The organism is Xanthomonas sp. BRIP62411, assembly GCF_003993525.1.
GTDB lineage: Bacteria > Pseudomonadota > Gammaproteobacteria > Xanthomonadales > Xanthomonadaceae > Xanthomonas > Xanthomonas euroxanthea.
This window is the reverse complement of the sequence record NZ_QEZI01000018.1, coordinates 331,636-351,280: the sequence shown is the minus strand read 5'-3', so window position 1 is coordinate 351,280 and position 19,645 is coordinate 331,636. Positions and strand designations below refer to the sequence as shown.

The window sequence follows — 19,645 nt, the reverse complement described above, 5'->3', positions numbered from 1 at the left end:
CCGATCCTCCGCACTGCGTGGGATCGGCCGCGGTCGCTGGCATGTCTGCACTCCGCCTGATTGTCGGACTCGGGAATCCCGGTCCGGAACACGCGCAAACCCGGCACAACGCCGGGTTTCGTTTCGTCGATGCCCTTGTCCAGCGCCATGGCGCGCGTTGGGGGCTGGATGCCAAGTTGTTCGGCGAGACCGCCAAGGTCGAGATCGCCAGCCAGCCGGTCTGGCTGCTCAAGCCGGCCACCTTCATGAATCTCAGCGGCAAATCGATCACCGCCGCGTTGCGCTTCTGGAAGATCGAGCCGGAGCAGTTGCTCGTTGCGCATGACGAACTGGATCTGGCGCCAGGCGTCGCACGGCTCAAGTTCGATGGCGGCCACGGTGGCCAGAACGGCCTGCGCGATACCATCCGCCTGCTGGGGCACGGCAAATTCCACCGCCTGCGGGTCGGCATCGGCCATCCCGGCCACAAGGACCGCGTGGTGCCATGGGTGCTGGGACGGGCAGGGCGCGACGACGACGCGGCAATCGGGACTGCAGTGGACGCCGCCATCGACGTGCTGCCGCTGGCAATGCAAGGTAATTTCAACGAGGCGATGAAGCGCCTGCATACGGAAAAATAGAGAATGGGGAATCGGGAATGGGAGGAGCGCTGCTCTTGCCATTCTTGATTCCCGATTCTCCATTCACTGGAAAACTCATGGGTATCAAATGCGGCATCGTCGGCCTGCCCAACGTCGGCAAGTCGACCCTGTTCAATGCGCTGACCAAGGCGGGCATCGCTGCGGCCAATTTCCCGTTCTGCACCATCGAGCCGAATGTCGGCATCGTGCCGGTGCCGGACCCGCGCCTCAATCAGCTGGCTGAGATCGTCAAACCGCAGAAGTTGATTCCGACCGCGGTCGAGTTCGTCGACATCGCCGGCCTGGTGGCGGGCGCGGCAAGCGGCGAAGGGCTGGGCAACAAGTTCCTCGCGCACATTCGCGAGGTCGATGCGATCACCCACGTGGTGCGGTGCTTCGAAAACGACGACGTCATCCACGTCAACAACAAGGTCGACCCGATCGCCGATATCGAAACCATCGATACCGAGCTGGCGCTGGCCGACCTGGACAGCGTGGAAAAGGCACTCAACCGTGCCGAGCGCAGCGCCAAGGGCGGCGACAAGGACGCAGCGGCGCGCAAGCCGGTGCTGGCCAAGTTGCAGGCCGCGCTGGCCGACGGCAAGGCCGGGCGTGCAGCCGGTCTGGACGAGGATGAAAAGGCGCTGGTGCGCGACCTGTTCCTGCTGACGCTCAAGCCGGTGATGTACATCGCCAACGTGCTCGAGGACGGCTTCGAGAACAATCCGCACCTGGAGGCAGTGCGCAAGCATGCGTTGACCGAGGGTGCGGAAGTGGTGCCGGTCTCGGCAGCGATCGAAGAAGAGCTGTCGCAGCTCGACGACGAGGACCGCGACACCTTCCTGGCCGATCTGGGGTTGGACGAGCCGGGCCTGAATCGCGTCATCCGCGCCGCCTACAAGCTGCTCGGCCTGCAGACCTACTTCACGGCCGGCGTCAAGGAAGTGCGCGCGTGGACGGTCAAGGCTGGCTCGACCGCGCCGCAGGCCGCGGCGGTGATCCATACCGATTTCGAGAAGGGCTTCATTCGCGCCGAGACGATCGGCTTTGACGACTTCATCAAGCACCGCGGCGAAGCCGGTGCGCGCGATGCCGGGCGTCTGCGCCTGGAAGGCAAGGAATATCGCGTGCAGGAAGGCGACGTATTGCACTTCCGTTTCAACGTCTGATCCCGTGCGCGCGGCGCTGGTCCTCGCGCGCTTTCGGGAGTGGCGAAGAGTTCAAAATTTTTGTTGACACCGGGTGCGTCCCACAACAAAATAACGGGCTGCTTCACCCCGAACCGAATTCGCTTCATCGCGCACCGGTCCGGTAGTAAAAGCTGGAGGGATACCCAAGCGGCCAACGGGGGCAGACTGTAAATCTGCTGGCTTACGCCTTCGGTGGTTCGAATCCACCTCCCTCCACCAGTTTCACGTTGTGGCATGCAGTTCCCGGCGCGGGAGTAGTTCAACGGTAGAACCTCAGCCTTCCAAGCTGATGGTGCGGGTTCGATTCCCGTCTCCCGCTCCATTGAACGCAAATGCATGGCATAATGCAAAACTCGCTCACGTAGCTCAGTCGGTAGAGCACCTCCTTGGTAAGGAGGAGGTCGAAGGTTCGATTCCTTTCGTGAGCACCATTACTCAATCGTCTTCAACTCCAAACGATTACCGAGACACGCACCCATGGCAAAAGCTAAATTTGAGCGCACCAAGCCGCACGTGAACGTCGGCACCATCGGTCACGTCGACCATGGCAAGACCACGTTGACAGCCGCGCTGACCAAGATCGGTGCTGAGCGTTTCGGTGGCGAGTTCAAGGCGTATGACGCGATCGACGCGGCGCCGGAAGAGAAGGCGCGCGGCATCACGATTTCGACCGCACACGTCGAATACGAATCCCCGACCCGTCACTACGCGCACGTCGATTGCCCCGGCCACGCCGACTACGTCAAGAACATGATCACCGGTGCGGCGCAGATGGACGGCGCGATCCTGGTGTGTTCGGCCGCCGACGGCCCGATGCCGCAGACCCGCGAGCACATCCTGCTCTCGCGTCAGGTCGGTGTGCCGCACATCGTCGTGTTCCTGAACAAGGCCGACATGGTCGACGACGCCGAGCTGCTCGAGCTGGTCGAGATGGAAGTGCGCGAGCTGCTCAGCAAGTACGACTTCCCGGGCGATGACACGCCAATCATTCACGGTTCGGCGCGTCTGGCGCTGGACGGCGACCAGAGCGACATCGGCGTGCCGGCGATCCTGAAGCTGGTCGAGGCGCTGGATTCGTTCATTCCGGAGCCGACCCGCGACGTCGACCGCCCGTTCCTGATGCCGGTTGAAGACGTGTTCTCGATCTCCGGCCGCGGCACCGTGGTGACCGGTCGTATCGAGCGCGGCATCATCAAGGTTGGCGACGAAATTGAAATCGTCGGTATCCGTGATACCCAGAAGACCACCGTCACCGGCGTGGAAATGTTCCGCAAGCTGCTGGACCAGGGTCAGGCAGGCGACAACGCCGGTCTGCTGCTGCGCGGCACCAAGCGTGACGACGTCGAGCGTGGCCAGGTGCTGTGCAAGCCGGGTTCGATCAAGCCGCATACCGAGTTCGAAGCCGAAGTCTACGTGCTGTCGAAGGACGAGGGTGGCCGTCATACCCCGTTCTTCAAGGGCTACCGTCCGCAGTTCTACTTCCGCACCACCGACATCACTGGCGCCTGCCAGCTGCCGGAAGGCGTGGAGATGGTGATGCCGGGCGACAACGTGAAGATGGTCGTGACCCTGATCAACCCGGTCGCGATGGACGAAGGTCTGCGCTTCGCCATCCGTGAAGGCGGTCGTACCGTCGGCGCCGGCGTGGTTGCCAAGATCGTCAAGTAAGTGCCTGCGTCCAGTCGCCTTGCGGCGGCTGGATTCAAACGAATGGCGGGCCGGCTAAACCGCGGTCCGCCTTCGTTGTCTTAGGGTTTGCGGTAAACGAGTACATACGCCAGTAGCTCAATTGGCAGAGCAGCGGTCTCCAAAACCGCAGGTTGGGGGTTCGAGTCCCTCCTGGCGTGCCACTCCTCTTTCCGGCCCAGCGATTCGGGTCAGATCGGTAACTAGAGCCGGATGAATAGCAAAATCGAGCCTTCCAAAAGCGCGTCTGCTGCCAGCGCCGATATCGTGAAATACGTCATCTCCGCGCTCCTGGTGATCGCGGGGTTGTTTGTGTGGTTCTGGTTTTCTGCACCCGAGCGTGCCACGCAGTTTGGAGCCTGGACGCCGCAGTTGCGTGCGCTGGCTGTGATCGTGGGGTTGGTGGCCGGTGCGTTTGTGTTTCTGGGAACCGGCAAGGGCCGGGAAGCCCGTGAATTCATGTCCGAATCCAGGTTCGAGTTGCGCAAGGTGGTCTGGCCGACGCGCCAGGAAGCCATTCGCACGACCTGGGTCGTGATTGTTGTTGTGATCATTCTGAGTTTGCTGTTGGGCGGCTTCGACTTCGTCATCCAGAAGCTCACGCAGTGGTTCCTGGCTCGTTGAGGAGAATCAAGCAGTGAAGCGTTGGTATGTCGTTCACGCCTATTCAGGCTTCGAAAAATCCGTTGCGCAGGCATTGCGCGACCGTATCGCGCGCACCGAAATGGAAGATCGCTTCGGCGACGTCCTGGTGCCGACCGAAGAAGTCATCGAAATGCGCGCCGGCCAGAAGCGCCGGTCCGAGCGCAAGTTCTTCCCCGGCTACGTGCTGGTGCAGATCGAGACCCACGAAGAAGCCGGTATTCCGCGCATCGACAATGAAAGCTGGCACCTGGTGAAGGAAACTTCCAAGGTGATGGGCTTCATCGGCGGCACCGCCGACCGTCCGTTGCCGATCCGCGACGAAGAGGCGGATGCGATCCTGCAGCGTGTGCAGGATGGCGTCGAGAAGCCGCGTCCGAAGGTGCTGTTCGAGCCGGGTCAGATGGTGCGCGTCACCGACGGTCCGTTCAACGACTTCAACGGCGTCGTGGAAGAAGTCAATTACGAGAAGAGCCGGTTGCGGGTTGCCGTGCTCATCTTCGGTCGCTCCACGCCGGTCGAGCTCGAGTTCGGTCAGGTCGAGAAGGGCTGAGGCCGGTTTGGGCGTCGTCTAGGCGCCCGCCTCGAATGCTGCTATAGTGCGCGGCTCGCTCACCTGGCGAGCCGCCGGGAATCAATGGCTGCCGCATGGCAGCCATCTGCGTGTGGTCAGAAACGTGAAGCCGGGACACGTGATTTCCCGGTCCGATGGGGAGCCTGCAGTCAAGGCGCTAGCACCCGGAGAGTATCGAAATGGCAAAGAAGATAACTGCTTACATCAAGTTGCAGGTCAAGGCCGGTCAGGCCAATCCTGCGCCGCCGGTCGGCCCTGCACTGGGTCAGCGCGGTCTGAACATCATGGAGTTCTGCAAGGCGTTCAATGCAGCGACCTCCAAGCTGGAGCCGGGTCTGCCGACGCCGGTGGTGATCACCGCGTATTCCGACCGTACCTTCACCTTCATCACCAAGAGCACCCCGGCCAGCGTGCTGCTCAAGAAGGCCGCAGGCGTGACCTCCGGTTCCAAGCGCCCCAACACCGACAAGGTGGGCAAGGTGACGCGCAAGCAGCTGGAAGAGATCGCCAAGGTCAAGGAAGCCGATTTGACGGCGGCCGAGCTGGAAGCGGCAGTGCGCACGATTGCGGGTTCTGCCCGCAGCATGGGTTTGACGGTGGAGGGCTAAGACATGGCACAGAGCAAGCGCGTTAAGGCCATTGCGGCCGCTGTCGTTCCGGGCAAGACCTATGCCTTCGAAGACGCAATCAAGATCCTGAAGACCGTTGCCAAGGCCAAGTTCGTCGAGTCGATCGACGTTGCCGTGCGCCTGGGCGTGGACGCCAAGAAGTCCGACCAGCAGGTGCGCGGTTCGACCGTGCTGCCGGCCGGTACCGGCAAGAGCGTGCGCGTTGCGGTGTTCGCACCGGCCGGCGCCAAGGCTGACGAAGCCCTGGCCGCTGGTGCCGAGGCGGTGGGCATGGACGACCTGGCCGAGAAGATGCAGGCCGGCGACCTGAGCTACGACGTGGTCATCGCGACCCCGGACGCGATGCGCGTCGTCGGTAAGCTCGGCACCCTGCTGGGCCCGCGTGGCCTGATGCCGAACCCGAAGGTCGGCACCGTGTCGGCCAACCCGGGCGAAGCGGTCAAGAATGCCAAGTCGGGTCAGGTGCGTTACCGCACCGACAAGGCCGGCATCATCCACTGCACCATCGGCAAGGCCAGCTTCGATGACGAAGCGCTGAAGTCGAACCTGCAGGCACTGCTGGTCGATCTGATCAAGGCCAAGCCGGCCACCTCCAAGGGGACCTACCTGCAGAAGGTGTCGGTCAGCTCGACGATGGGTCCTGGCGTGACGGTCGACCAGTCGAGCCTTGCACTGAAGTGAGTTGAGGGGTCGGGCCTGTCATGGGCCTGACCCGTCGATGGAGTACAGCATTGTTTTTCCGGCCCGGGTCACCGTGTGCTGGGAGTCCGTTCCCTCCTTTGGGGTAACGGACATTTTGAAGGCGATCGCCGGCTTGTCCGGCGGTAGCCGTCAAAGACCGCAGGCGCGGTCAGCGCAGATCGACGACGGGCACGGATGCTCGCACTGGCAAGGAGTCGCCGTCGATGCAGCGGGATCGCTTAATCAGGTTCGCAAGAGCCGGCCGGCGTAGATGGTGTCGCCCTTCTGGAGCTGTCTGGTTTACGCGCGTCTGGGACATCCCGGATCGAGCCCACTCCAGGTCTAGAACGGCCACCAAAGGAACATCGGTCGATGTTCCCGGCTTCCAGGAAGGAGGCTGCCCTGGACCGCAACCGGCAGGAGCCGCGAGCGGAGTAGTTTGAAGCGGGGATTAGGGATTCGGCATTGGGGATTTGCAGGAGCGGCTTCATGGCTTTCGACGAATCACCAAGCACCAATCACCCATCCCGGCTTTAACGGAGGAGTGCAATGGCTCTCAATCTGTCTCAGAAGCAAGAAGTAGTCGCCGAGCTGGCAGACATCGCCGCCAAGGCTCACTCCTTGATCGCCGCCGAATACGCTGGCATCACGGTCTCCCAGATGACCGCGATGCGCAAGCAGGCCCGCGAAACCGGTGTGTTCTTGAAAGTTGTCAAGAACACCCTGGCTGCGCGCGCCGTTGAAGGTACCGAGTTCGCTGTCGTCGCTGACAAGCTGGTCGGTCCTTTGCTGTATGCGTTTTCGATGGAGGAGCCCGGCGCTGCCGGTCGCCTGATCAAGGAATTCGCCAAGGGCAACGACAAGTTGCAGGCCAAGGTCGTGTCCATCGGCGGGGAACTGTTCCCGGCGGGCCACGTCGACGTGTTGGCTTCGCTGCCGACCCGCGACCAGGCCCTGGCCATGCTGGCCCGCGTGCTGTCCGAACCGGCTGCCATGTTTGCCCGTGCCGTCAAGGCCGTGGGCGACAAGCAGGGTGGTGGCGACGAAGCCGCCGCGCCGGTCGCCGAGACTGCCGAAGCTTGATGTCCTAGCGTTCGCTAGAACCCCAATCCAGAAAATCATTTAAAGGTAATCACAATGTCCCTTACCAACGAACAGATCGTCGACGCCATCGCCGAGAAGTCCCTGATGGAAGTGATGGAGCTGGTCAAGGCCATCGAAGAGAAGTTCGGCGTCTCCGCCGCCGCTCCGGTCGCTGCTGCTGCAGCTGGCCCGGCCGCCGTGGTCGAAGAGCAGACCGAGTTCAACGTGGTGCTGACCAACTGCGGCGCCAACAAGGTCGGCGTCATCAAGGCCGTCCGCGCCGTGACCGGCCTGGGTCTGAAGGAAGCCAAGGACCTGACCGAAGCCGGTGGCATGCTGAAGGAAGGCGCTTCGAAGGACGAAGCCGAGAAGATCAAGAAGGAACTGACCGAAGCTGGCGCGACTGTCGAAATCAAGTAAGCAGTACCTTGCATCGCCAGCGTTTCATGGTGATGCACTGAAGGCTGGGAGCGTAAAGCTCCCGGCCTTTGGCCGTTGATGGAAGGCCGGGATTTGAGAGTCGGCATTCGGGATTCGAAGGCAATCTTCGCGTATTCCCAATCTCGTCATCCCCAATCCCTGCTTCACCGAGTTGGTAGTTGGAAGTAGCGGGAGAAGGCGTGCTGGTGCCGGCAATACCAGCGACTTCCAACTGACAATTTTGTTATTTCAGGGCCGCCGCGACGCGGCCCCCGCAGCCTAGGGTGAAGACTCATGACGTCTTATTCGTTCACCGAAAAAAAGCGTATCCGCAAGGACTTCGGCAAGCAGCGCTCGATTCTCGAAGTGCCGTTCCTGCTTGCGATCCAGGTGGATTCCTACCGCGAATTCCTGCAGGAAGACGTGGAGCCGACCAAGCGTAAGGACCTCGGTCTGCACGCGGCACTGAAGTCGGTGTTCCCGATTTCCAGCTACAGCGGCAACGCCGCGCTGGAATACGTCGGCTACAAGCTGGGTCAGCCGGTGTTTGACGAGCGTGAATGCCGTCAGCGCGGCATGAGCTATGGCGCGCCGCTGCGCGTGACCGTGCGTCTGGTGATCTACGACCGCGAGTCGTCGACCAAGGCCATCAAGTACGTGAAGGAGCAGGAGGTCTATCTTGGCGAAATCCCGCTGATGACCGACAACGGCACCTTCATCGTCAACGGCACCGAGCGCGTCATCGTCTCGCAGCTGCACCGCTCGCCGGGTGTGTTCTTCGACCACGACCGTGGCAAGACCCACAGCTCGGGCAAGCTGCTGTACAGCGCCCGCATCATTCCGTACCGCGGTTCCTGGCTGGACTTCGAGTTCGACCCGAAGGATGCGCTGTTCACCCGTATCGACCGTCGCCGCAAGCTGCCGGTGTCGATCCTGCTGCGTGCGCTCGGCTACAGCAACGAAGAGATGCTGGCCGAGTTCTTCGAGATCAACACCTTCCACATCAACCCGGACGAAGGCGTGCAGCTGGAGCTGGTGCCGGAGCGTCTGCGTGGTGAAACGCTGAACTTCGACCTGGCCGATGGCGACAAGGTCATCGTGGAAGCGGGCAAGCGCATCACCGCCCGTCACGTCAAGCAGCTCGAAGCCGCCGGCGTTGCCGCGCTGGCCGTGCCGGACGACTATCTGCTCACCCGCATCCTGTCGCACGACGTGGTCGATGGCTCGACCGGCGAACTGCTGGCCAATGCCAACGACGAGATCACCGAAGACCAGCTGGCGGCCTTCCGCAAGGCCGGCGTCGATGCGGTCGGCACCCTGTGGGTGAACGATCTGGACCGCGGTCCGTACCTGTCCAACACCCTGCGCATCGATCCGACCAAGACCCAGCTCGAAGCGCTGGTCGAAATCTACCGCATGATGCGTCCGGGCGAGCCGCCGACCAAGGAAGCCGCACAGAACCTGTTCCACAACCTGTTCTTCACCTTCGAGCGTTACGACCTGTCCACGGTCGGCCGCATGAAGTTCAACCGTCGCGTCGGCCGCAAGGACGTGCTGGGCGAGTCGGTGCTGTACGACAAGAAGTACTTTGCCGAGCGCAACGACGAAGAATCCAAGCGCCTGGTCGCCGAACACACCGATACCTCCGACATCCTGGAAGTGATCAAGGTGCTCACCGAGATCCGTAACGGGCGCGGCGTGGTCGATGACATCGATCACCTGGGCAACCGTCGCGTGCGTTCGGTCGGCGAAATGGCCGAGAACGTGTTCCGCGTGGGCCTGGTCCGCGTCGAGCGCGCGGTCAAGGAACGCCTGTCGATGGCCGAGTCCGAGGGTCTGACCCCGCAGGAACTGATCAACGCCAAGCCGGTGGCTGCGGCGATCAAAGAGTTCTTCGGCTCCTCGCAGCTGTCGCAGTTCATGGACCAGAACAACCCGCTGTCGGAAGTGACGCACAAGCGTCGCGTCTCCGCACTGGGCCCGGGCGGCCTGACCCGCGAGCGCGCCGGCTTCGAAGTGCGCGACGTGCATCCGACCCATTACGGCCGCGTCTGCACCATCGAAACCCCGGAAGGCCCGAACATCGGCCTGATCAACTCGCTGGCCGTGTTTGCCCGCACCAACCAGTACGGCTTCCTCGAGACGCCGTACCGCAAGGTGCTGGACGGCAAGGTCTCCGACGACGTCGAATACTTGTCGGCGATCGAAGAGAACGAGTACGTGATCGCCCAGGCGAACGCGCTGACCGATGCCAAGAACATGCTCACCGAGCAGTTCGTGCCGTGCCGGTTCCAGGGCGAGTCGCTGCTGAAGCCGCCGGCCGAAGTGCACTTCATGGACGTCTCGCCGATGCAGACCGTGTCGGTCGCCGCGGCGCTGGTGCCGTTCCTGGAGCACGATGACGCCAACCGCGCACTGATGGGCGCCAACATGCAGCGCCAGGCCGTGCCGACGCTGCGTTCGCAGAAGCCGCTGGTCGGTACCGGCATCGAGCGTGCGGTTGCGCGCGACTCGGGCGTGACCGTCAATGCCTTGCGTGGTGGCGTGATCGAGCAGATCGACGCGGCCCGCATCGTGGTCAAGGTCAACGAGGCGGAAATCGGCGGCGGCACCGATGCCGGCGTGGATATCTACAACCTGATCAAGTACACCCGCTCCAACCAGAACACCTGCATCAACCAGCGTCCGCTGGTGAACGTGGGTGACGTGATCGCGCGCGGCGACGTGCTGGCCGACGGTCCGTCCACCGACATCGGTGAACTGGCGCTGGGCCAGAACATGCTGATCGCGTTCATGCCGTGGAACGGCTACAACTTCGAAGACTCCATCCTGCTCTCCGAGCGCGTGGTGGAAGAGGATCGTTACACCACGATCCACATCGAGGAACTGACCTGCGTTGCACGCGACACCAAGCTGGGGCCGGAGGAAATTTCCGCCGACATCCCGAACGTGTCCGAGCAGGCGCTGAACCGTCTGGACGAGAGCGGCGTGGTGTACATCGGTGCGGAAGTGCGCGCCGGCGACATCATGGTCGGCAAGGTCACGCCGAAGGGCGAGAGCCAGCTGACCCCGGAAGAAAAGCTGCTGCGTGCGATCTTCGGTGAGAAGGCGTCCGACGTGAAGGACAGCTCGCTGCGCGTGCCCCCGGGCATGGACGGCACCGTCATCGACGTGCAGGTCTTCACCCGCGACGGCATCGAGAAGGACAAGCGTGCGCGTCAGATCGAAGAGTCCGAGATCAAGCGCGTCAAGAAGGACTTCGACGACCAGTTCCGCATCCTGGAAGCGGCCATCTACGCACGTCTGCGTTCGCAGATCGTGGGCAAGGTTGCCAACGGCGGTCCGAACCTGAAGAAGGGCGACAACGTCACCGACGCGTATCTGGACGGGCTGAAGAAGTCCGATTGGTTCCAGCTGCGCATGAAGGACGAAGACGCCGCCGACGCCATCGAGCGCGCACAGAAGCAGATCCAGGCGCACGAGAAGGAATTTGAAGCACGCTTTGCCGACAAGCGCGGCAAGATCACCCAGGGCGATGACCTCGCACCGGGCGTGCTGAAGATGGTCAAGGTGTTCCTGGCAGTGAAGCGCCGCATCCAGCCGGGCGACAAGATGGCAGGCCGCCACGGCAACAAGGGTGTGGTCTCCAATGTCGTGCCGGTCGAGGACATGCCGTACATGGCCACCGGCGAGCCGGTCGACATCGTGCTGAATCCGCTCGGCGTGCCGTCGCGTATGAACATCGGCCAGATTCTGGAAGTGCATCTGGGCTGGGCTGCCAAGGGCCTGGGTCGCAAGATCCAGCGCATGCTGGAAGCCCAGGCGGCGGTCAGCGAGCTGCGCAAGTTCCTGGACGACATCTACAACCACGACAGCGCGATCAATGCCCAGCGCGTGGACCTGTCGCAGTTCAGCGATGAGGAATTGCTCAACCTGGGCAAGAACCTGATCGATGGCGTGCCGATGGCCACCCCGGTGTTCGACGGCGCCAGCGAAGCGGAAATCAAGCGCATGCTGGAACTGGCCGAGCTGCCGCAGAGCGGTCAGACCCAGCTGTACGACGGTCGTACCGGCGAAGCGTTCGATCGCAAGACCACGGTCGGCTACATGCACTACCTGAAGTTGAACCACCTGGTCGACGACAAGATGCATGCGCGCTCGACCGGTCCGTACTCGCTCGTCACCCAGCAGCCGCTGGGCGGCAAGGCGCAGTTCGGTGGTCAGCGCTTCGGTGAGATGGAAGTCTGGGCGCTGGAAGCCTACGGCGCGGCCTACACCCTGCAGGAAATGCTGACGGTGAAGTCCGACGACGTGCAGGGCCGCAACCAGATGTACAAGAACATCGTCGATGGTGAGCACGAGATGGTCGCGGGTATGCCGGAATCCTTCAACGTGTTGGTGAAGGAAATCCGCTCGCTGGCGATCAACATGGAACTGGAAGAGTGATCGCGCCGGATCCCGGTGCCGCAACGCGGTGCCGGGATCCGGAACGTAAGTCCCTCGGTTTCATCTCAGATACGAAATTCCTCCGACCCGGAGATATCAAATGAAAGACCTGCTCAACCTCTTCAATCAACAGCGCCAGACGCTGGATTTCGACGCGATCAAGATCGCGCTGGCATCGCCGGACCTGATCCGTTCGTGGTCCTACGGCGAAGTGAAGAAGCCCGAAACCATCAACTACCGGACCTTCAAGCCCGAGCGTGACGGCCTGTTCTGCGCCGCCATCTTCGGACCGATCAAGGACTACGAGTGCCTGTGCGGCAAGTACAAGCGCATGAAGCACCGCGGCGTGGTCTGCGAAAAGTGCGGCACCGAAGTCACCCTGGCCAAGGTGCGTCGCGAGCGCATGGGTCACATCGACCTGGCCTCGCCGGTCGCGCACATCTGGTTCCTCAAGTCGCTGCCCTCGCGCATCGGCCTGATGCTGGACATGACCCTGCGTGACATCGAGCGCGTGCTGTACTTCGAAGCCTACGTGGTCACCGAGCCGGGCCTGACCCCGCTCGAGCGCCGTCAGCTGCTGACCGAAGAGCAGTACCTGACCGCACGCCAGGAGTACAACGACGACTTCGACGCCGCCATGGGCGCCGAGGCCGTGTACGAATTGCTGCGCACGATCGACCTGCAGTCGGAAATGACCCGCCTGCGCGAGGAAATCGCCAGCACCGGTTCGGAAACCAAGCTCAAGCGCCTCACCAAGCGCATCAAGCTGATCGAAGCCTTCCTGGAATCGGGCAACCGTCCGGAGTGGATGGTCATGACCGTGCTGCCGGTGCTGCCGCCGGACCTGCGTCCGCTGGTGCCGCTGGATGGCGGCCGCTTCGCGACCTCGGATCTGAACGATCTGTACCGCCGCGTGATCAACCGCAACAACCGTCTGCGTCGTCTGCTCGAGCTCAATGCGCCGGACATCATCGTGCGCAACGAGAAGCGCATGCTGCAGGAATCGGTCGATGCGCTGCTGGACAACGGCCGTCGCGGCCGTGCCATCACCGGCACCAACAAGCGTCCGCTGAAGTCGCTGGCCGACATGATCAAGGGCAAGCAGGGCCGGTTCCGTCAGAACCTGCTCGGCAAGCGCGTGGACTACTCCGGTCGTTCGGTCATCACCGTCGGTCCGTACCTCAAGCTGCACCAGTGCGGCCTGCCGAAGAAGATGGCGCTGGAGCTGTTCAAGCCGTTCGTGTTCGCCAAGCTGCAGCGTCGCGGTCTGGCCACCACCATCAAGGCCGCCAAGAAGCTGGTCGAGCGCGAAGAAGCCGAAGTCTGGGACATCCTGGAAGAAGTGATCCGCGAGCACCCGGTGCTGCTGAACCGTGCGCCGACCCTGCACCGCCTGGGCATCCAGGCGTTCGAGCCGGTGTTGATCGAAGGCAAGGCCATCCAGCTGCATCCGCTGGTGTGTACTGCGTTCAACGCCGACTTCGACGGTGACCAGATGGCCGTCCACGTGCCGCTCTCGCTGGAAGCCCAGCTGGAAGCGCGTGCGCTGATGATGTCCACCAACAACATCCTGTCGCCGGCCAACGGTGAGCCGATCATCGTGCCGTCGCAGGACGTGGTGTTGGGCCTGTACTACATGAGCCGCGCCCTGGAGAACAAGAAGGGCGAAGGCATGGTGTTCGCCAACACCAGCGAAGTGAAGCGCGCCTACGACAACCGCGTGGTGGAACTGCACGCCAAGGTCAAGGTCCGCATCACCCAGGTGGACGTGGAAGCCGACGGCAAGCGCAGCAGCGGCACCTCGATCGTGGACACCACGGTCGGGCGTGCGCTGCTGAGCGAAATCCTGCCCGAAGGCCTGCCGTTCCAGCTGGCCAACACCGAGATGACCAAGAAGAACATCTCGCGTCTGATCAACTCCAGCTACCGTCTGCTGGGCTTGAAGGACACTGTCGTGTTCGCCGACAAGCTGATGTACACCGGCTATGCCTATGCGACCCGCGCAGGCGTGTCGATCGGCATCGACGACATGCTGATCCCGGACGAGAAGAAGGGCATCCTCACCGAGGCCGAAGCCGAAGTGCTGGAGATCCAGGAACAGTACCAGTCCGGTCTGGTCACCGCCGGCGAGCGCTACAACAAGGTCGTGGACATCTGGTCGCGCACCAGCGAGCGCATCGCCAAGGCGATGATGGACACCATCGGTACCGAGAAGGTCGAAAATGCCAAGGGCGAGACCATCGACCAGAAGTCGATGAACTCGCTGTACATCATGGCCGACTCCGGTGCGCGTGGTAGCCAGGCGCAGATCCGTCAGCTGGCCGGCATGCGTGGCCTGATGGCGCGTCCGGATGGCTCGATCATCGAGACGCCGATCAAGGCGAACTTCCGCGAAGGCCTGAACGTGCAGGAGTACTTCAACTCCACCCACGGTGCCCGTAAGGGTCTGGCCGATACCGCGCTCAAGACCGCGAACTCGGGGTATCTGACCCGTCGTCTGGTCGACGTGGCACAGGACGTGGTGATCACCGAGGTCGATTGCGGCACCACCGAAGGGTTGATCATGACCCCGATCGTGGAAGGCGGCGACGTGGTGGAACCGTTGCGCGAGCGCGTGCTGGGCCGTGTGGTGGCCGAGGACGTGTACCTGCCGGGCAACGACGAAGAGCCGATCGTCACCCGCAACACGCTGCTGGACGAAGCCTGGGTTGCCAAGCTGGAAGACGCCAGCGTGCAGTCGGTGAAGGTGCGTTCGACCATCAGCTGCGAATCCTCGTTCGGCGTGTGCGCACGCTGCTACGGTCGCGATCTCGCCCGCGGTCACCAGGTCAACATCGGTGAGGCGGTCGGCGTCATTGCGGCGCAGTCGATCGGTGAGCCGGGTACCCAGCTGACCATGCGTACGTTCCACATCGGTGGTGCGGCATCGCGTGCGGCGGCGGTGGACAACATCACCGTCAAGACCACCGGCTCGGTGAAGTTCAACAACCTGAAGTCTGTGGCGCACGCCAGCGGCGCGCTGGTCGCTGTCTCGCGTTCGGGCGAACTGTCCGTGCTCGACGGCCATGGCCGCGAGCGCGAGCGTTACAAGCTGCCGTACGGTGCCACCATCACCGCCAAGGATGGTGATGCGGTCAAGGCCGGGCAGGGCGTGGCGAACTGGGATCCGCATAACCACCCGATCGTGTCGGAAGTGGCCGGTTTCATCCGCTTCATCGACTTCGTCGACGGCGTCACCGTCATCGAGAAGACCGACGAACTGACCGGTCTGGCCTCGCGCGAAATCACCGACCCGAAGCGTCGCGGTGCACATGCCAAGGAGCTGCGCCCGATCGTGCGCATCGTCGACGGCAAGGGCAACGACCTGACGATCCCGAATACGGATCTGCCGGCGCAGTACCTGTTGCCGCCGCGCTCCATCGTCAACCTGCAGGACGGCGCCGCCGTCGGCGTGGGCGACGTGGTCGCCAAGATCCCGCAGGAAGCGTCCAAGACCCGCGACATCACCGGTGGTCTGCCGCGCGTTGCCGATCTGTTCGAAGCGCGCAAGCCGAAGGATCCGGCGATCCTGGCCGAGCGCTCGGGCATCATCAGCTTCGGTAAGGACACCAAGGGCAAGCAGCGCCTGATCATCAAGGACACCGATGGTTCGGAACACGAAGAGCTGATTCCCAAGTACCGCCAGATCATCGTGTTCGAAGGCGAGCATGTGACCAAGGGCGAGACCGTGGTGGACGGCGAGCCGAGCCCGCAGGACATCCTGCGTCTGCTGGGTGTCGAGCCGCTGGCCGCGTATCTGGTCAAGGAAATCCAGGACGTGTATCGCCTGCAGGGCGTGAAGATCAACGACAAGCACATCGAGGTGATCACCCGCCAGATGCTGCGCAAGGTCGAGATCACCGACCAGGGCACCAGCAAGTTCCTCAACGGCGAGCAGGTCGAGCGCCAGCGCGTCATCGAGGAAAATGCCCGCCTGGTCAAGCGCAACGAGCTGCCGGCCAAGTACGATCCGGTGCTGCTGGGTATCACCAAGGCCTCGTTGGCCACCGAGTCGTTCATCTCGGCGGCCTCGTTCCAGGAGACCACCCGCGTGTTGACCGAGGCTGCCGTGCGCGGCACCCGCGACAACCTGCGCGGTCTGAAGGAAAACGTGATCGTGGGTCGTCTGATCCCGGCCGGTACGGGTCTGGCGTATCACGCCGGACGTCGCAAGTCGTCGGGTCTGACCGACTCGGAAATGGAAACGCTGTCGGGCAAGCCGACGGTTGCCGAACCGGTCGCAGCCGTGGCCGACGCTGGCGCGGACGAGGAGTAAGCGCTCCGACGGCGATCGCAAGATCGCCGTAAGCCAAGCGAAAAGGAGGGCAGGAGGCCCTCCGTTTTCCGGCCTTTGGATGGGCCAGCAGGGTTAGATTTCCGTGAAGTTGACGGAGTTTCGTCCTGCCAGCTATACTTCCCTGTCTCGGCGGGCCGTTTTTCGGCCTGCCTTTGTTTTCGTGCAAGGCCGTCTCGGCCTCTCAATCAGAAGAATCAACTGATGACGACGATCAATCAGCTGGTCCGCAAGCCTCGGCAAGCGACCACCTACAAGAGTGCCTCTCCGGCACTGGACAAGTGTCCGCAGCGCCGTGGCGTCTGCACACGCGTCTATACCACTACCCCGAAGAAGCCGAACTCGGCCCTGCGTAAGGTTGCCAAGGTGCGCCTGACGAACCAGGAAGAGGTCATCAGCTACATCGGTGGTGAAGGCCACAACCTGCAGGAGCACTCCGTGGTCCTGATTCGCGGTGGCCGCGTCAAGGATCTTCCCGGTGTGCGTTATCACACCGTCCGTGGTTCGCTGGACGCCGCCGGCGTCGCAAAGCGCCGTCAAGGTCGTTCCAAGTACGGCGCCAAGCGCCCGAAGAGCTAAGGAAACACTCCAATGTCCCGTAAAGGTTCTACTCCGCAGCGCACCGTCCTGCCTGATCCAAAGCATGGCAGCGAAACCATTGCCCGCTTCATCAATATGGTGATGCAAAGTGGCAAGAAGTCGGTTGCTGAGAAAATTGTCTATGGCGCGATGGACGTCATTGGCGAAAAGAATCCGAATGCCGTCGAGCTGGTGCAGAAAGCACTGGACAACGTGGCCCCGGCTGTCGAAGTTAAATCGCGTCGCGTCGGTGGTGCTACCTATCAGGTGCCCGTCGAAGTGCGCTCCTCCCGTCGCATGGCGCTGGCAATGCGCTGGTTGATCGATTCCGCGCGCAAGCGTGGCGAGAACACCATGCCGCGCAAGCTGGCTGCAGAACTGTTGGACGCCTCGGAAAGCCGTGGCGGCGCGATCAAGAAGCGCGAAGAGACGCACCGTATGGCGGAGGCGAACAAGGCGTTCGCACATTACCGCTGGTGACCTCGTGGGCCTTGGTAACGGGGCCCTTCAGCACCATCTGAGTGCTGTTTGCGACGCCTTTGGCGTCGCATCCAATCCGAAGGCCGCCGAAAGGCGGCGTTCGGCCATCCGAAATCCAAGAAATTGAGAGGCTCCCCGTGGCCCGCACCACCCCTATCGAGCGTTACCGCAACTTCGGCATCATGGCCCACATCGATGCCGGCAAGACCACCACCTCCGAGCGCATCCTGTTCTACACCGGTGTCAGTCACAAGATCGGCGAAGTCCATGACGGCGCTGCAGTGATGGACTGGATGGAGCAGGAGCAGGAGCGTGGTATCACCATCACCTCCGCTGCGACCACTGCATTCTGGTCGGGCATGGACAAGTCCATGCCGCAGCACCGCTTCAACATCATCGATACCCCCGGGCACGTCGACTTCACCATCGAAGTGGAGCGCTCCTTGCGCGTGCTCGACGGTGCGGTGTTCGTGCTGTGCGCCGTTGGTGGCGTGCAGCCGCAGTCCGAGACCGTGTGGCGCCAGGCCAACAAGTACTCCGTGCCGCGCATGGCCTTCGTCAACAAGATGGACCGTACCGGTGCCAACTTCGACAAGGTCGTCGAGCAGTTGAAGGCCCGTCTGGGTGCCTACGCCGTGCCGATGCAGGTGCCGATCGGCGCCGAAGACGGCTTCGAGGGCGTGGTCGACCTGCTCAAGATGAAGGCGATCCATTGGGATACCGCATCGCAGGGCACCACCTTCGAATACCGCGACATCCCGGCCGACCTGGTCGAGATCGCGACCGAGGCGCGTTCGTTCATGGTCGAGGCGGCTGCCGAAGCCAGCGAAGACCTGATGGACAAGTACCTCAACGAGGGCGACCTGAGCGAAGAGGAGATCCTGGTGGGTCTGCGCGAGCGCACCCTGAAGGTCGAAATCGTGCCGGTGTTCTGTGGCTCGGCGTTCAAGAACAAGGGCGTGCAGGCCATGCTCGACGGCGTCGTGCACCTGCTGCCGTCGCCGGCCGACCGTCCGCCGGTCCAGGGTATCGACGAGGACGAGAAGGAAGACACCCGTCCTGCCACCGATACCGCGCCGTTCTCGGCGTTGGCGTTCAAGATCATGACCGACCCGTTCGTGGGCTCGCTGACGTTCTTCCGTGTCTACTCGGGCACGTTGAACTCCGGCGACCAGGTCTACAACCCGGTCAAGTCGAAGAAAGAGCGCGTGGGCCGCATCCTGCAGATGCACTCCAACAATCGCGAAGAGATCAAGGAAGTGCGCGCTGGTGACATCGCCGCTGCCGTGGGTCTGAAGGACGTCACCACCGGCGACACGCTGTGTGCGCAGGACAAGGTCATCACCCTGGAGCGCATGGTGTTCCCGGAGCCGGTGATCTCGATGGCGGTGGAGCCCAAGACCAAGTCGGACCAGGAAAAGATGGGCATGGCCCTGGGCCGTCTGGCGCAGGAAGATCCCTCGTTCCGCGTCAAGACCGACGAAGAATCCGGCCAGACCATCATCTCGGGCATGGGCGAGTTGCACCTGGACATCATCGTCGACCGTATGCGTCGCGAGTTCAATGTCGAGGCCAACGTCGGCAAGCCGCAGGTGGCCTATCGCGAAACGATCCGCAAGTCCGACGTCAAGTCCGACTACAAGCACGCCAAGCAGTCCGGTGGTAAGGGTCAGTACGGTCACGTGGTGATCGAGCTGTCGCCGATGACCGAGGAAGATCGCAAGAGCGACAACGTCAAGGACGATTTCCTCTTCATCAACGACATCACCGGCGGCATCATCCCGAAGGAATTCATCCCCTCGGTCGAAAAGGGTCTGCGCGAGACGATCACCAGTGGTCCGATCGCCGGCTTCCCGGTGGTGGGCGTGAAGGTCAAGCTGGTGTTCGGCTCGTACCACGACGTCGACTCCTCGGAAATGGCGTTCAAGCTGGCCGCGTCGATGGCGTTCAAGCAGGGCTTTGCGAAAGCCAGCCCGGTGTTGCTGGAGCCGATCATGAAGGTCGAAATCGTCAGCCCGGAGGATTACCTGGGTGACGTGATGGGCGACGTGAGCCGCCGTCGTGGCGTGCTGCAGGGTCAGGACGACAGCCCGTCGGGCAAGATCATCAACGCGATGATTCCGCTGGGCGAGATGTTCGGTTATGCGACCTCGCTGCGCTCGATGAGCCAGGGCCGTGCGACGTTCTCGATGGAATTCGACCACTACGAAGAGGCACCGGCCAACATCGCCGACGCCGTCACCAAGAAGGGCTGAGTTCGCTCAGCCGCTTCTCACAAATTT

General features: G+C 62.6%; 14 protein-coding genes and 4 tRNA genes. All 18 read left to right on the top strand.

Annotated elements, in window-relative coordinates:
• Nucleotides 1-41: 41 nt before the first annotated feature.
• The 18 genes from pth (at nucleotide 42) to fusA (ending at nucleotide 19,618) form a co-directional block, all read left to right on the top strand.
• Nucleotides 42-620, top strand: a complete 579-nt coding sequence (gene pth / locus EO139_RS16405; RefSeq protein ID WP_126971454.1) for an aminoacyl-tRNA hydrolase — start codon at nucleotides 42-44, stop codon at nucleotides 618-620.
• Between the two features lie 77 nt (nucleotides 621-697).
• Nucleotides 698-1,789: a redox-regulated ATPase YchF gene (ychF, locus tag EO139_RS16400; protein ID WP_104582261.1), complete on the top strand. Its 1,092-nt coding sequence runs from the start codon at nucleotides 698-700 to the stop codon at nucleotides 1,787-1,789.
• 154 nt (nucleotides 1,790-1,943) lie between these two features.
• Nucleotides 1,944-2,029 (top strand) — tRNA-Tyr (locus EO139_RS16395).
• Nucleotides 2,030-2,058: 29 nt separating this feature from the next.
• Nucleotides 2,059-2,132 (top strand) — tRNA-Gly (locus tag EO139_RS16390).
• Between the two features lie 33 nt (nucleotides 2,133-2,165).
• Nucleotides 2,166-2,241 (top strand) — tRNA-Thr (locus tag EO139_RS16385).
• Nucleotides 2,242-2,287: 46 nt separating this feature from the next.
• Nucleotides 2,288-3,478 (top strand): elongation factor Tu, encoded by a 1,191-nt coding sequence (gene tuf, locus EO139_RS16380; RefSeq protein WP_104582262.1) that lies wholly within the window; start codon nucleotides 2,288-2,290, stop codon nucleotides 3,476-3,478.
• A gap of 106 nt (nucleotides 3,479-3,584) precedes the next feature.
• Nucleotides 3,585-3,660: transfer RNA gene (locus tag EO139_RS16375), tRNA-Trp, on the top strand.
• Between the two features lie 49 nt (nucleotides 3,661-3,709).
• Nucleotides 3,710-4,120, top strand: a complete 411-nt coding sequence (gene secE, locus EO139_RS16370) for a preprotein translocase subunit SecE (protein WP_104560438.1) — start codon at nucleotides 3,710-3,712, stop codon at nucleotides 4,118-4,120.
• Nucleotides 4,121-4,133: 13 nt separating this feature from the next.
• Nucleotides 4,134-4,691 carry a transcription termination/antitermination protein NusG gene (gene nusG, locus EO139_RS16365; RefSeq protein ID WP_016900683.1) on the top strand — a complete coding sequence of 186 codons (558 nt, stop codon included), beginning with the start codon at nucleotides 4,134-4,136 and terminating at the stop codon, nucleotides 4,689-4,691.
• Nucleotides 4,692-4,891: 200 nt separating this feature from the next.
• Nucleotides 4,892-5,320, top strand: coding sequence for a 50S ribosomal protein L11 (gene rplK, locus EO139_RS16360; protein WP_016900682.1), 429 nt, complete (start codon nucleotides 4,892-4,894; stop codon nucleotides 5,318-5,320).
• Nucleotides 5,321-5,323: 3 nt separating this feature from the next.
• Nucleotides 5,324-6,022: a 50S ribosomal protein L1 gene (gene rplA, locus EO139_RS16355; protein ID WP_104582263.1), complete on the top strand. Its 699-nt coding sequence runs from the start codon at nucleotides 5,324-5,326 to the stop codon at nucleotides 6,020-6,022.
• Between the two features lie 549 nt (nucleotides 6,023-6,571).
• The gene (gene rplJ, locus EO139_RS16350; RefSeq protein WP_104582264.1) at nucleotides 6,572-7,105 is read left to right on the top strand and encodes a 50S ribosomal protein L10; all 534 of its coding nucleotides are present in this window, start codon (nucleotides 6,572-6,574) and stop codon (nucleotides 7,103-7,105) included.
• 54 nt (nucleotides 7,106-7,159) lie between these two features.
• Nucleotides 7,160-7,525: a 50S ribosomal protein L7/L12 gene (gene rplL, locus EO139_RS16345; protein WP_008574194.1), complete on the top strand. Its 366-nt coding sequence runs from the start codon at nucleotides 7,160-7,162 to the stop codon at nucleotides 7,523-7,525.
• Nucleotides 7,526-7,819: 294 nt separating this feature from the next.
• Nucleotides 7,820-11,971: a DNA-directed RNA polymerase subunit beta gene (gene rpoB / locus EO139_RS16340; protein WP_104535790.1), complete on the top strand. Its 4,152-nt coding sequence runs from the start codon at nucleotides 7,820-7,822 to the stop codon at nucleotides 11,969-11,971.
• Between the two features lie 100 nt (nucleotides 11,972-12,071).
• Nucleotides 12,072-16,286, top strand: a complete 4,215-nt coding sequence (gene rpoC / locus EO139_RS16335; RefSeq protein WP_104582265.1) for a DNA-directed RNA polymerase subunit beta' — start codon at nucleotides 12,072-12,074, stop codon at nucleotides 16,284-16,286.
• Between the two features lie 222 nt (nucleotides 16,287-16,508).
• Nucleotides 16,509-16,883, top strand: coding sequence for a 30S ribosomal protein S12 (gene rpsL / locus EO139_RS16330; protein ID WP_002811712.1), 375 nt, complete (start codon nucleotides 16,509-16,511; stop codon nucleotides 16,881-16,883).
• Between the two features lie 12 nt (nucleotides 16,884-16,895).
• Nucleotides 16,896-17,363 (top strand): 30S ribosomal protein S7, encoded by a 468-nt coding sequence (rpsG, locus tag EO139_RS16325; RefSeq protein WP_005993356.1) that lies wholly within the window; start codon nucleotides 16,896-16,898, stop codon nucleotides 17,361-17,363.
• A gap of 137 nt (nucleotides 17,364-17,500) precedes the next feature.
• Nucleotides 17,501-19,618, top strand: a complete 2,118-nt coding sequence (gene fusA, locus EO139_RS16320; RefSeq protein ID WP_046345811.1) for an elongation factor G — start codon at nucleotides 17,501-17,503, stop codon at nucleotides 19,616-19,618.
• Nucleotides 19,619-19,645 lie beyond the last annotated feature (27 nt).